Here is a 13,378-nt window from a genome sequence, read left to right as displayed (position 1 = left end):
GGTGTGACGTCCGGCGCCGGCGGGGTACACGATGAACATCCCGACCACTTTCCGTGGCCCCGTGGGCACCATCGAACAGCGAAGGAAGAGCGTGGCTCCCGGATCCGATCGCAACCCGATCATCATTGGCGGCCTTCCCAGCCAGGTCCCGGATTTCGACCCGGAAGAGACCCAGGAATGGCTCGACTCCCTTGATGCCGCCGTCGACGAGCGGGGCCGCGAGCGGGCCCGCTACCTCATGCTCCGGCTGATCGAGCGGGCCCGCGAGAAGCGCGTGGCCGTGCCCGAGATGCGCAGCTCGGACTACGTCAACACGATCGCGACCAAGGACGAGCCGTACTTCCCCGGCAACGAGGAGATCGAGCGCAGGGTCCTCAACGCCACCCGGTGGAACGCGGCCGTGATGGTCTCGCGCGCCCAGCGTCCCGGTGTCGGCGTCGGCGGCCACATCGCCACCTTCGCCTCCTCCGCCTCGCTGTACGACGTCGGCTTCAACCACTTCTTCCGCGGCAAGGACGAGGGCGACGGCGGCGACCAGATCTTCTTCCAGGGGCACGCCTCCCCCGGCATCTACGCCCGCGCCTACCTCCTGGACCGGCTGACCGACACCCAGCTGGACGGCTTCCGCCAGGAGAAGTCGAAGTACCCGAACGGGCTCTCCTCGTACCCGCACCCCCGGCTGATGCCGGACTTCTGGGAGTTCCCGACCGTGTCGATGGGCCTCGGCCCGCTCGGCGCGATCTACCAGGCGCGGATGAACCGGTACATGGAGGCGCGCGGCATCGCCGACACCTCCAAGTCCCGGGTCTGGGCGTTCCTCGGCGACGGCGAGATGGACGAGGTCGAGTCGCTCGGCCAGCTCTCCATCGCCGCCCGCGAGGGCCTGGACAACCTGACCTTCGTCGTCAACTGCAACCTCCAGCGGCTCGACGGGCCGGTGCGCGGCAACGGAAAGATCATCCAGGAGCTGGAGTCGATCTTCCGGGGCAACGGCTGGAACGTCATCAAGCTGATCTGGGACCGCTCCTGGGACCCGCTGCTCGCGCAGGACCGCGACGGCATCCTGGTCAACAAGCTGAACACCACCCCGGACGGGCAGTTCCAGACGTACGCCACGGAGACCGGCGGCTACATCCGGGACCACTTCTTCGGCGGCGACCACCGGCTGCGGGCGATGGTCGAGGGCATGAGCGACCAGCAGGTGCTGCACCTGGGCCGCGGCGGCCACGACCACAAGAAGATCTACGCGGCGTACGCGGCGGCGAAGGCCCACGCGGGCCAGCCGACCGTGATCCTCGCGCAGACCGTCAAGGGCTGGACGCTCGGCCCGAACTTCGAGGGCCGCAACGCGACCCACCAGATGAAGAAGCTGACGGTCGACGACCTCAAGCGCTTCCGCGACCGGCTGCACATCCCGGTGACCGACCGGCAGTTGGAGGACGGCCTGCCGCCGTACTACCACCCGGGCCGGAACTCCGAGGAGATCCAGTACATGCACGACCGCCGCAAGGCGCTCGGCGGGTACGTGCCGACCCGTGTCGTGCGGGCGAAGCCGCTGGCCCTCCCCGAGGACAAGACCTACGCGGCGGCCAGGAAGGGCTCCGGGCAGCAGTCGATCGCCACCACGATGGCCTTCGTCCGCATCCTGAAGGACCTCATGCGGGACAAGGAGATCGGCAAGCGCTTCGTGCTGATCGCCCCCGACGAGTACCGCACCTTCGGCATGGACGCCTTCTTCCCGAGCGCCAAGATCTACAACCCGCTGGGGCAGCAGTACGAGGCCGTGGACCGTGAACTCCTCCTCGCCTACAAGGAGTCCCCGACCGGTCAGATGCTGCACGACGGCATCTCGGAGGCGGGCTGTACCGCCTCGCTGATCGCCGCCGGTTCCGCGTACGCCACCCATGGCGAGCCGCTGATCCCGGTGTACGTCTTCTACTCGATGTTCGGTTTCCAGCGGACCGGCGACCAGTTCTGGCAGATGGCCGACCAGTTGGCGCGCGGCTTCGTGCTCGGCGCCACCGCGGGCCGGACGACGCTCACCGGCGAGGGCCTTCAGCACGCGGACGGCCACTCCCACCTCCTCGCCTCGACCAACCCCGCCTGCATCGCCTACGACCCGGCGTACGGCTTCGAGATCGCGCACATCGTCAAGGACGGTCTGCGCCGCATGTACGGCCCCGAGGCCGAGGACGTCTTCTACTACCTGACCGTCTACAACGAGCCGATCCAGCACCCGGCCGAGCCGGACGGCGTGGACGTCGAGGGCATCCTCCAGGGCATCCACCGGCTGAAGCCCGCCGAGGCGGGGGCCGTCCCGGCGCAGATCATGGCCTCCGGCGTCGCCGTGCCGTGGGCGATCGAGGCGCAGCGGATGCTGGCCGAGGAGTGGAACGTCCGGGCCGACGTCTGGTCCGCGACCTCCTGGACGGAGCTGCGGCGCGAGGCCGTGGCCGTCGAGGAGCACAATCTGCTCCACCCCGACGAGGAGCAGCGCGTGCCGTACGTGACGCGGAAGCTCCAGGGGGCCGAGGGCCCGTTCGTGGCGGTCTCGGACTGGATGCGTGCGGTGCCGGACCAGATCTCCCGCTGGGTGCCGGGCACGTACGGCTCGCTCGGCGCGGACGGTTTCGGCTTCGCCGACACCCGTGGCGCGGCCCGCCGCTACTTCCACATCGACGCCCCGTCGATCGTGCTCGCGGTCCTCACCGAGCTGGCCCGCGAGGGCAAGGTCGAACGGTCGGCCCTGAAGCAGGCCGTCGACCGCTACCAGCTGCTCGACGTGACCGCCGCCGCCCCGGGCGCCGCCGGGGGCGACGCCTGACCTGTGGCAGGGATCTCCCAGTGAGAGGGGCGGTGGCCCCGGTCCTCCGGGCCGGGCCACCGCCCCTCACTCCTGTCGAGGGGCGAGGGTCGCGGGTCGCGGGTCGCGGGGTGAGTCGCGGGGTGAAGGCGCCATGGGTCCCGATGCCTGACGAGGTACTCGGGGTCGCGTGTCGCGACACCTCATGCGGGGCGCGAGGCCCGAGACGCCTGGCGCCCGGCTGCGGGGCGCAGGGACCGGACACCCGATGTCTGGCGGCCTCACGTCTGACATCTGGCGCCTGGCGCCTCGCGCCTCGCGTCTGGCGTCTGGCGCCTCGCGCCTCGCGCCTCGCGTCTGGCGTCTGGCGTCTGGCGTCTGGCGTCTGGCGTCTGGCGTCTGGCGTCTGGCGAAGGAGAGCGGGCCCGAGGCCACCCGGTGCCTGGTTGAGGCCACCCCGTACCTGGTGAAGGGCGGTGGGTCCGAGGCCACCCCGTACCTGGTGAAGGGCGGTGGGCCCGAGGCCACCCCGTACCTGGCGAGGGACGGTGGGGCCGGGGTGTCCGGTGCCTGGTGAGGGGTGGTGGGATCGTGGTCCCGCCGCCCTTCGGCGTTCTCTACGATTCCCGCATGAGGGAACGCTGGGAAGAGCGCACGCAGATGCCGCTGCTGGTGCTGGCCGTGGCGTTCGGCGTGGCGTACGCCGTGCCGATCGTGGCTCCCGGCGCCGAGCCCTGGGTGCACCGGCTGTGCACCCATGTCGAGTGGGTGGTCTGGGGGGCTTTCGCCCTGGACTATCTGGTCCGGCTCGCCCTCGCCCCGGCCCGCTGGGCCTTCGTCCGCTCCCACCCCCTCGATCTGCTGGCGGTCCTGCTGCCGATGGTGCAGCCGCTGCGGCTGCTGCGGGTCGTCTCCACGCTCCTCCTGGTGGGCCGACGGGCCCGGATGGCCCCGCAGATAACGCTCACCACCTATGTGGCGGGCGCGGTCGTCGGACTGATGATGTTCGGCTCGCTCGCCGTGCTGCACGTCGAACGGGACGCCCCGAACGGCAACATCAAGACCCTGGGGGACGCGGTCTGGTGGTCCTTCACCACGATGACCACGGTCGGCTACGGCGACCACGCCCCGACCACCGGCCTCGGCCGGATCCTCGCGGTGGGTCTGATGCTCTCCGGCATCGCGCTGCTCGGTGTGGTCACCGCCAATATCGCGGCCTGGTTCATCTCCCGCTTCGAACGCGACGACGCGGTGGAGCGGCGGCAGACGGAACTTCTGGAGGCCCTCACCCTGGAGGTGCGCGAGCTGCGCGCCGAGGTGGCCCGGCTCTCGGTCCCGGACGGGGCGCCCGTGAAGGACGGGGCGCCCGCGCCGGGCCTTCCCTCGCCTACCGCTCCCAGAGCTTGAACGCCCTGACCTCGTAGGGCGTGTGCGGCACCCAGGTCCCGTGCCCGGGATAGGTCTCGAACTCGCCCTCCTCCGCGCACTCGGCGGACTGGTACGTGGTGACCGGCCTCCCCGTGCGGTTGGCCAGGGACTGGGCCGAGACGCCCGGTGGCAGCGCGACACAGCTGTCGATGTCGGTCGTGGCCAGCTCATGGCTCCGCACCCGGCCCTTGAAGTCCGGCTTGGGCCAGAGACAGAGCCGGCCGGGCCCGCAGGCTCCGAGCACCGTGCCCCCGGCGGCCGTACTCCCGGCGGGTGCGGTGCCGGCCGGTGCGCCGCTCGCCGATGTGGTGCCCGCCGGTGCGGATCCCGTGGACGCGGTCCTCGCGGATGCCGCGCTCGCCGGTGCCGCGAGCAGAGCGGCCAGGGCCCCCAGCACCGCCGCGGCGGTCAGCGCCGTCTTCGTACGCACCCTCGTGTCCGTACAGAACATACAGATCAACCCCCGTTTCGTCACTCTCTGTAATCAAGAGCATGGCGGAGGTCGGCCGCCGACGGAAGAGGGGCCGCCCCCGTTCACGCGAACGGGTGACGGCCCCCTACGGGAACCCTGACGAGCGTCGGGGACGGGCGTCAGATGTGACCGCCCATGCCGCCCGCCTCCGCGTTCTCGCCGCGCTTGGTGAGCGTGGCGACCAGCGCCGCGACGACGGCCACGCCACCGGCGACGGTGAAGGCGAGGCCCATGCCGTCGAGGAAGGTGTCGTGGATGACCTTGCTGATCTGCTCGAACATGTCCGGGGTCATGCCCGGCGCCTGGGCCAGCTCCGCCGGGGCCATGCCGAACTCGGCGGCCTGCTCCAGCCCCGGGGCGGCCGGGGCCGGGATGCCCGCCGCCGCCCAGTTGCCCTCGAAGGAGTCGGCGACCTTGGAGGACATGACGGCGCCGAGCACCGCCGTACCGAGCGCGCCGCCGACCTGCATCGCGGCCTGCTGGAGACCGCCCGCGACACCGGAGAGCTCCAGCGGCGCGTTGCCGACGATGACCTCGGTGGCGCCGACCATGACCGGGGCCAGGCCCAGACCGAGGAGGGCGAACCAGAGGGACATGGTGAAGGTGCCGGTGCCCGAGGAGAGGGTGATCATGCCGAACATGGCGACGGCCGTGCAGACCATGCCGCCGACCAGCGGCACGCGCGGGCCGAACTTGGTGATCAGCGCACCGGCCAGCGGCGAGGAGACGATCATCATCGCGGTCAGCGGCAGCAGGTGCAGACCGCTGTCGACCGGGCTGAGCCCCTTCACGCCCTGGAGGTAGAAGGTCACGAAGAACAGGCCGCCCATGAAGGCGAAGGCCATCAGGACCATCAGCACCACACCGGCCGAGAGCGGCACGGAACGGAACATGGCCAGCGGGATCAGCGGCTCCTTGACCTTGGTCTCCCAGAGCGCGAAGAGCCCGAAGAGCACCATCGCGCCGAGCAGACAGCCCCAGGTCATGGCGCTCGACCAGCCCCAGGACTCGCCGGCCTTGATGAGGCTCCAGACGAGGGAGGCCATGGCGCCGGAGAGCAGCAGGATGCCGAGGACGTCGAAGGAGCGCGGCGCGTTCTCCGCGCGGTGGTCCTTGAGGATGACCAGGCCGAGGACGAGGGCGAGGACACCGACCGGCACGTTGATGAAGAAGACCGACTGCCAGCTGACGTGCTCGACGAGCAGTCCGCCGACGATCGGGCCGCCCGCCGTGGAGGCGCCGATGACCATGCCCCAGATGCCGATCGCCATGTTCAGCTTCTCGGCGGGGAAGGTGGCGCGCAGCAGGCCGAGCGCGGCGGGCATCAGCAGGGCGCCGAAGAGGCCCTGGAGCACGCGGAAGGCGATCACGGCCCCGATGGAGTCGGAGAGGCCGATGGCGCCGGAGGCGACGGCGAAGCCCGCGATGCCTATGAGGAAGGTCTGGCGGTGGCCGAAGCGGTCACCGAGCTTTCCGGCGGTGACCAGGGCGACGGCGAGCGCCAGCAGATAGCCGTTGGTGATCCACTGGACCTGGGCGAGGGAGGCGCCGAGGTCGGTCTTGATGGCCGGGTTGGCGATGGCGACGATGGTGCCGTCGAGGGCGACCATCATCACGCCGACGGCAACGCCGAAGAGCGTCAGCCATGGGTGGCCTCGCAGTCCCTTCGCCGGTCCCGGTACGGGTTCCGGGACGCCCCCCTGACCCTGCGGGGCCTTTTCCACGGTGGTCTGACTAGTCATGCGGCGAGGATAATGACAGCCACTGACAATTGACAAAGCGATTCACGCGTCGGTAACTGTCACGTAGCTCACAGGTACGCTGAGCAGGACGAAATGCCTGAAAAGAGAGGACCTGACGTGACATTGCCCGGCCTGCGCGAGCGCAAGAAACAACGCACGCGTGACGCGCTGATCCGGGAGGCTCTCGAACGGTTCACCACCCACGGGTACGAGCGGACCACCGTCGACGAGATCGCCGACGCCGTCGAGGTCTCCCAGCGGACCTTCTTCCGGTACTTCGCCTCCAAGGAGGACGTCGCCTTCGCCGTGCAGCACATGGTGGAGGAGCGTTTCGTCCACACCCTGCGGCACCGGCCGCCCGGCGAAGCCCCCCTCGACGCGATGCGCAACGCGGTGCTCGGCGCCTGGGACACCATCGGGGACGCGATCGTCGAGGTCGTCCCCGTCGAGCTGTACCTGCGCACCTTCCAGATGATCGAGTCGACGCCCGCGCTGCTCGCCGTCCATCTGCGCCGCTCCACGGAGATGGAGGAGACCATCGCCCGGATCATCGCCGAACGCGAGGACGTGGACGTGGACGCGGACCCCCGCCCCCGGATCGCGGTGGCCGCGTTCAGCGGGGTGATGCGGGTGACCGGCCGGCTGTGGGGACGGGGCCCGGACCAGAGCCTGGCGGCCATCCGCACCCTCACCGGGGAGTACCTCGACCAGCTCGCCCCTGCCCTCGCCCCCCGCTGGCGCGATCAGGACGAGGGCGACGGCCGGGCGCACGGAGGATGAGCCGATGCCCCCGTGTCCGGTACGCGCACGTGCCGACAGCGCTTGCCACGGGGGTTCATCCGGTGCGGAAGGCCGCTGACGCGCGTAGATCACGTAATTTCGGGACCTATCACAGGGGGCGACGCAGGGGCACGCGCCGCTTACGATGAGGCGTATGGGTGATGTGCTGGCCGGAATTCATGCCACCTGGGAGTTCGAGAGCGACGCCCTCGTCATCCGCTTCGAACGGGGGATCCGCACGCCGAAGCTCTTCCAGGCGCTGGGCGAACGACGCGTACCGCACGAGGCGCTGGCGTCCGTGACGCTCGCGCCCGGGAAGCGGGGCACCGTCGTGCTCCACGCTGTCCCGAGGCCGGGGGCCGATCCGCTGATGGAGGCCGCCGCGGGGCAGCTGAAGGAGGCGTGCGACCCGTACCGCCTGGTGCTTCCGGCGGACCGGGAGGCGCTCGCCGGGCGCTGCCGGGACGAGCTCCTCGCCCGGGTCGAGGCGGCGGCGCCGGGCGCCCTGGACCCGTTCGGCGCGTACGACGAGGGAGTGGCGTCCACCGACCGGTTCCTGGTGGCGGCGCCGCGGGGCCCGCTGTCCTTCAAGGCGTACGACGGCAGGGCGAGCTTCGACGGGAACGCGGAGGTCGCGTTCCGCTGGTCGTGGACGGGGGCGTCCTCCGAGAAGTGGAAGGCGGGCGACCGGTCCTTCTCCGTACGGGACCTCTGCGGGGTCGAATGGTGCTCGCCGGACGTCCCCGACGGGCACCTGCGTCTGCTGCGGCGGGGCGGCGAACCCCGGGCGGGGCGGCCCGACCAGGACCCCGACACGGTCGTGTTCGGCCTCGGCTACGGGCCGGTGCACGAGTCGCTGCCGTTCGCGGCGGCGGTCCTCGCGGCGATCCGCAGCACGGACCGCACCCCCGCGCGCGTGGCCGCGCCCGGGGCCGTTGCCGAAAGGATTCGCCATCTGGGTGAACTCCACCAGGCGGGACTGGTGACGGACGAGGAGTTCTCGGCGAAGAAAGCGGAACTCCTGGCGGAGCTGTGACCCCCGGAACGGCCGCGCCTGACACCGGGGAGGGGGCCGGGGCCTGCGGCTGAAGGGGCCGAGCTACGGGGGGCCGGATCCGCACCCGAGGAGGGCCGCCCGTACGGCGAAATCCGGTCGTACCTCCGGCAAACACCGCCCGTACGGCCAAGGGCCCGGCCCCCGCCAGGCCAGCACCACCCGTACGACAAGGCCCGGCCCCCGCCCGGCAAGCCCCCCGTACGACAAGGGCCCTGTCCGCGGCCGGGAAGCACCGGCGGAGCCGGGCCGGATGGGCGGACCGGCACAGTGCCGGGGCCGACCGGGACCCCCGCGCCCGTGCGCCCCGCGCCCCGGGCCGTTCCGGGGGCTCGTGTCATACCCCGGTAGCAGGGTGCGGTCCGGTCTCCGGTATGACGTCGGGGGGCGGGTCCGCTGCCTACCCTGGGCGGGTCATGGCTACCGAACAGCGGCACCAGCCGCCCCTCCCGCACCGGCTCGGCGCCCGGACCCGCACGATGCTCCAAGGCCTCGGGACCGCGCTCACCACCCCCGCCGCTCCCGGCGCGCCGTTCCTCGCCGGCGCCTCCTCCCCCTGGATGCGGCTGCTGCCGTACGCCGTGGCCGTCGCCTTCACCGCCTCCCTGCTGCCCACCACGATCCTGCTCCTCTCCCGCGACTACGGCGTCAACGGCGCCCTCGCCGGAGCCCTCGGCACCGCGCAGGCCGCGCCGCTGCTGCTGGCCGTCTCCCGTCCCCTCCAGGCCTGGTGGATCGTCTTCGCCGCCGATGTCCTCGGCGCGCTCGTCCTGCTCGGCGCCGACGGCCCCCGCGCCCACCTCTGGCCCTGGACCCCGCCCGCCGTCGTCGGCTACTGCGCCCTGATGGTCGCGCTCGGGCTCCGCGAGTCCCGCCGGGCCCTGTTCGGGGTGTGGCTGGCGACGGGGGCCGCCGGATACGTCCTGGAGGTGTTCCGGCCGGACGGCTACACCAGCGTCCACACCCTGCTGCTCGTCCTCAGCGGTGTCCTGCTGCTGCTCACCTCGGCGGTACGGGCCCGGGGCGACGCCCAGCGCAAGCTGGTGGAGCAGGAGCACATCAGCGAGGCCGAACGGGCCCGCCGCACCCTCCTGGAGGAGCGCGCCAGGATCGCCCGCGAGCTCCACGACGTGGTCGCCCACCACATGTCCGTGATCACCGTGCAGGCGGACTCGGCCCCGTACCGCGTCCCCGGTCTGCCCGACGCGGCCCGTGAGGAGTTCGCCTCGATCGCGGCGAGCGCCCGTGAGTCCCTGGCCGAGATGCGTCGGCTGCTGTCGGTGCTGCGCAGCGACGGCAGCGAGGGCGAACGGGCCCCGCAGCCGGGCCTCGACCGGGTCCAGCAGCTGGTGGAGGCGACCGTGCGGGCCGGGGTGCCCGCCGAGCTGCGGCTCGCCGCCGACCTCGGGGAGGTCCCGCAGGCGGTGGACCTGTCCGCCTACCGGATCGTGCAGGAGGCCCTGGCCAACGTCGTCCGGCACGCGCCGGGCGCGGCGACCCGGGTGTCGGTCCGCGCGGACGACGGCCTGCTGACCGTCCTGGTCGTCAACGGGCCCGCCGCCGAGGCGGGTTCGCCGGTGGAGCGGGGCGTCCCCGGCACCGGCCACGGGCTCGTCGGGATGCGGGAGCGCGTACGGTTGACGGGCGGCTCGCTCGACACCGGGCCGCTGCCGGACGGGGGCTTCCGGGTGGCGGCGCGGCTGCCGCTGGACCCGGATCCGGTCGTCCCCTCCCCGGCGCCGGACACCGCCCCGACCGTCAAGGACCCCGAGTGACCATCCGTGTGATCATCGTCGACGACCAGGCCATGGTGCGGGCCGGTTTCGCCGCCCTGCTCGCCGCGCAGCCCGACATCGACGTCGTGGGCGAGGCACCCGACGGACGCCAGGGCGTGGACGTGGCCCGGACGACGCACCCGGACGTGGTGCTGATGGACGTACGGATGCCGGAGCTGGACGGGCTGGCCGCCGCCCGGGAGATCCTGCACCCCCCGGTCGGGGTCACGCACCGGCCGAAGGTGCTGATGCTGACCACCTTCGACGTCGACGACTACGTGTACGAGGCGCTGCGCGCGGGCGCGTCCGGCTTCCTCCTCAAGGACGCGCCGCCCGCCGACCTCATCTCGGCGGTCCGGGTGGTGGCGGCGGGCGAGGCACTGCTCGCGCCCTCGGTGACCCGGCGGCTCATCGCGGACTTCGCGGCCTCCCGCCCGGCCCCGCGCCGGGACACCACGGCGCTGCGCCTGAACGGTCTCACCCCGCGCGAGACGGAGGTCCTGGAGCTGATCGCGCGGGGCCTGTCGAACCAGGAGATCGCGGACCGGCTGGTGCTCGCGGAGCAGACGGTGAAGACCCACATCGGGCGGGTCCTCGCCAAGCTGGACCTGCGCGACCGGGCGCAGGCGGTGGTCTTCGCGTACGAGTCCGGTCTGGTGACACCGGGCGCGTCCTGACGCTCCCCGCCGCCGGAAGCCTCCGGCCGACCGGGAACCGGACCCGACACCTCAACCGCCACCGGTACCGGGGCCCGCCGCCCGGCCCCTTCTCCCCCACGGGAGCCCAGCCCCCGGCCCCCTGCCGGTCCGGGCCCTCCGCCCACCGCTCCGGAGCCCGCCCGGCCCACCGGACCGTGCCCGTGCCCGTGGGTCCTGCCCGGTCCGCCCGGCCCGCCCGGCCCGCCCGGCCCGCCCGGCCCGCCCTGTCCGCCCGGCCCGTACCCGTAGACCTCGTGCGCCGCGCACACCCCCTTCCCTCCGGGGGAAAACCCCACCCCCTTCCTGGTGGTGGCTGCTCCACCACCCCCTACCCCGGTATCGGAGCGGAGTTGGCTCCCCGGGGTGACGTGCCGTCACCCGTCGTCTTCCTACCTTCCTCTCGCAGCGAACGAGCGAGTACCGGAGAGGGAGGGCGAACCCATGCGCCGCTTGACGAGGACCCTGATCACGACGGCCCTGGTGACCGCCGTCGTCGCCGGAACGGCCGGCTGGGCGTCCGGGAAGGAGCAGCGGGCCGTGACCGGGGCGCCCGTCGGGACGGAGCGGTGGCGGGCGGCGGGGCTGCCCGACCCGGAGTCCATGAGCCCGGCCGGGGTCGCGCGGTTCTTCGCCGGACTGGGTCCCGTACGGCAGCGGGCCCTGGCCCTGGCCCATCCGACGGTCGTCGGGAACCTGGACGGCGCACCGCTGGAGCTGCGGTACGCGGCCAACGCCCGTGCCGTCCGGGGGGAGTTCGGCGGGGCGCGGGTCCTCGCCCACGACACGCGCGGCCGGGGGCAGGTCGCCCTGGTCTACGGGGATCTGGCGCGGGCCGAGCACGTGGCGGTGATCGTGCCCGGCTCGGACGTCGACGCGGCGCACGTACGCCCGCTCGCGGCCATGGCGGAAGCCCTGCGGGGCGCGACCGGCGGCCGTACGGCGGTCATCGCCTGGGCCGGGTACACCACCCCGGTCGGCGTCGGTCTCGACGCGGCCACCGGGCGTCTCGCGGAGGCGGGGGCGGACCGGCTCACCCGGTTCGCGGACGGTCTCGCGGCCGTCGGCGCGGCCGAACCCTCGGTGTTCTGCCACAGCTACGGTTCCGTGGTCTGCGGTCTGGCCGCCCACGGCCTCAAGGCCAAGGACCTGGTCGTCCTCGGCTCCCCCGGGATGCGCGCCGAGAACGTCGGCGAGCTGGGGACCTCCGCCCGGGTGTGGGCCGCGAAGGACCCCAGCGACTGGATCGACCGCGTCCCGGACGTCCGGCTCGCGGACCTCGGACACGGCACCGACCCCACCGATCCGGCGTTCGGGGCCCGCCGGGTCCCCGCCGACGACGCCCGGGGGCACGGCGGCTACTTCGCGGCGGGCACCTCCTCGCTGCGCGCCTTCGCCGCGATCGCCGAGGGGGACGTCCGATGAGCGCCCTCGCCACACTGGCCCGGCGGATCGAGTCGGGCACCCCCGCCCACCGCGACCGGGCCGTCGACGGGCTGCGGGCCCTGGCCCTGCTCGCCGTGCCGACCGGGCACTGGCTGCTGGGCGGTTTCACGCTCTCCGCCGACGGCGCGATCCACAACGCGAGCCCGCTGGGCACGTTCGCGGGGCTCGCACCGGTCAGCTGGGTCCTCCAGATGCTGGGGATCTTCTTCCTCGTCGGCGGTTACGCGTCCGTCCTGTCGTTCCGGCGCGGGAAGGGCTCCACCGGCGACTGGCTGCGGGGCAGGCTCGCCCGGCTGGGCCGCCCGGTCCTGGGGGTGACCGCCGTGTGGGCGGCGCTGCTGCCGCTGCTGCACTTCGGCGCGGGCGTGCCGGTGGACACCCTGCGGACCGCGTCCACCCTGGTGATCCAGCCGCTGTGGTTCGTCGGGGTCTACACGGTCGTCACCGCGCTCACCCCGCTGTGCGTGCGGGCGGCCCGGCGCCTGGGGGTGTGGGCGGCGGCCCCGCTGCTGGGCTCGGTCGCTGTCGTCGACTTCCTGCGGTACGGGCCGTTCGCCGACTCCGTACCGTCCTGGATCAGCCTCCTGAACATCCTGCCCGGCTGGCTGTTCGCCTATCAGCTCGGCGTCTCCTGGGGCGAGGGCCGGGTCACCCGGCGCCACGCGTGGGCCCTCCTCGCGGGCGGGGCCGCGCTGTTCGCCGCGCTGCTGCTGGTCTTCGGGTACCCGGCGTCGATGGTCGGCGTCCCGGGCGAGGCACGGACCAACTCGCACCCGCCGTCGCTGCTGGTGCTCGCCCTGGCCGCCGCGCAGAGCGGCGCCGCGATCCTGCTCAGGGAGCGGCTCGGGCGGCTGCTCGCCCGGCCCGCGCTGTGGGCGCCGGTCGTGGTCGTCAACCTGTCGGCGATGACGGTGCTGTGCTGGCACCAGACGGCGATGCTGGCGGCGGCGGTGCCCGGCTCGTACCTCGGGGAGGTCCCCGGTCTGGTCGGCGCGCCGGACTCGGTCGGCTGGATCCTCGCCCGGCTGGCCTGGATGCCGGTCTTCGCCGGGCTGCTGGTGCTGATCGGCCGGTACGCGCGGAAGTTCGAGTCCCCGTGGGCCCGGACCGGTCCGGGCCTCCGGGTCCTTGCGGGGCTGCTGGCGGCGGGCTTCGCGGCCTTCGCCCTGAGGCTCGTGTGACG

General features: G+C 72.9%; 10 protein-coding genes. 8 read left to right on the top strand and 2 right to left on the bottom strand.

Going from position 1 to position 13,378, the window contains the following annotated elements:
* The first annotated feature begins 91 nt into the window (after positions 1–91).
* Both aceE and ACIO92_RS06380 read left to right on the top strand, forming a co-directional pair.
* Positions 92–2,824, top strand: a complete 2,733-nt coding sequence (gene aceE / locus ACIO92_RS06385; RefSeq protein WP_366440414.1) for a pyruvate dehydrogenase (acetyl-transferring), homodimeric type — start codon at positions 92–94, stop codon at positions 2,822–2,824.
* A 609-nt stretch (positions 2,825–3,433) separates the two neighbouring features.
* Positions 3,434–4,210: a potassium channel family protein gene (locus ACIO92_RS06380; RefSeq protein ID WP_366440415.1), complete on the top strand. Its 777-nt coding sequence runs from the start codon at positions 3,434–3,436 to the stop codon at positions 4,208–4,210.
* Here the strand turns inward: ACIO92_RS06380 and ACIO92_RS06375 are convergent.
* Positions 4,191–4,661, bottom strand: coding sequence for a peptidase inhibitor family I36 protein (locus ACIO92_RS06375; protein ID WP_401240007.1), 471 nt, complete (start codon positions 4,659–4,661; stop codon positions 4,191–4,193). The two genes, ACIO92_RS06380 and ACIO92_RS06375, sit on opposite strands and share 20 nt — an antisense overlap.
* A gap of 161 nt (positions 4,662–4,822) precedes the next feature.
* Entirely contained in the window at positions 4,823–6,316 is a 1,494-nt protein-coding gene (locus ACIO92_RS06370) for an MFS transporter (RefSeq protein ID WP_402279826.1), read from the bottom strand.
* Positions 6,317–6,562: 246 nt separating this feature from the next.
* On the opposite strand from ACIO92_RS06370, the gene ACIO92_RS06365 reads away from it, so the two are divergent.
* From ACIO92_RS06365 to ACIO92_RS06340, 6 genes are all read left to right on the top strand, one after another.
* Complete coding sequence (locus ACIO92_RS06365) at positions 6,563–7,225, top strand: TetR family transcriptional regulator (RefSeq protein ID WP_366440418.1); 663 nt, start codon at positions 6,563–6,565, stop codon at positions 7,223–7,225.
* Positions 7,226–7,370: 145 nt separating this feature from the next.
* The gene (locus ACIO92_RS06360; RefSeq protein ID WP_401240010.1) at positions 7,371–8,261 is read left to right on the top strand and encodes a DUF4429 domain-containing protein; all 891 of its coding nucleotides are present in this window, start codon (positions 7,371–7,373) and stop codon (positions 8,259–8,261) included.
* Positions 8,262–8,695: 434 nt separating this feature from the next.
* Complete coding sequence (locus ACIO92_RS06355; protein WP_401240013.1) at positions 8,696–10,054, top strand: sensor histidine kinase; 1,359 nt, start codon at positions 8,696–8,698, stop codon at positions 10,052–10,054.
* Positions 10,051–10,731, top strand: a complete 681-nt coding sequence (locus ACIO92_RS06350; protein WP_366440421.1) for a response regulator transcription factor — start codon at positions 10,051–10,053, stop codon at positions 10,729–10,731. The genes ACIO92_RS06355 and ACIO92_RS06350 overlap by 4 nt, the downstream gene beginning before the upstream one ends.
* Before the next feature lie 462 nt (positions 10,732–11,193).
* Complete coding sequence (locus ACIO92_RS06345; RefSeq protein WP_366440422.1) at positions 11,194–12,174, top strand: alpha/beta hydrolase; 981 nt, start codon at positions 11,194–11,196, stop codon at positions 12,172–12,174.
* Positions 12,171–13,376: an acyltransferase gene (locus ACIO92_RS06340; RefSeq protein WP_402279735.1), complete on the top strand. Its 1,206-nt coding sequence runs from the start codon at positions 12,171–12,173 to the stop codon at positions 13,374–13,376. The genes ACIO92_RS06345 and ACIO92_RS06340 overlap by 4 nt, the downstream gene beginning before the upstream one ends.
* The last annotated feature ends 2 nt before the right edge of the window (positions 13,377–13,378 follow it).

The organism is Streptomyces sp. NPDC087215, from assembly GCF_044744885.1.
Taxonomy (GTDB): Bacteria; Actinomycetota; Actinomycetes; order Streptomycetales; family Streptomycetaceae; genus Streptomyces.
Note: the sequence above shows the minus strand (reverse complement) of the source record. Positions and strands in the feature narration are given on the sequence as shown.

Excerpts from the sequence above, each read along its gene's own strand:
- ACIO92_RS06380 (WP_366440415.1), top strand. The coding sequence starts at position 3,434 with ATGAGGGAACGCTGGGAAGAGCGCACGCAGATGCCGCTGCTGGTGCTG.
- ACIO92_RS06370 (WP_402279826.1), bottom strand. The coding sequence starts at position 6,316 with ATGATGGTCGCCCTCGACGGCACCATCGTCGCCATCGCCAACCCGGCC.
- ACIO92_RS06360 (WP_401240010.1), top strand. The coding sequence starts at position 7,371 with ATGAGGCGTATGGGTGATGTGCTGGCCGGAATTCATGCCACCTGGGAG.
- ACIO92_RS06355 (WP_401240013.1), top strand. The coding sequence starts at position 8,696 with ATGGCTACCGAACAGCGGCACCAGCCGCCCCTCCCGCACCGGCTCGGC.
- ACIO92_RS06345 (WP_366440422.1), top strand. The coding sequence starts at position 11,194 with ATGCGCCGCTTGACGAGGACCCTGATCACGACGGCCCTGGTGACCGCC.
- ACIO92_RS06340 (WP_402279735.1), top strand. The coding sequence starts at position 12,171 with ATGAGCGCCCTCGCCACACTGGCCCGGCGGATCGAGTCGGGCACCCCC.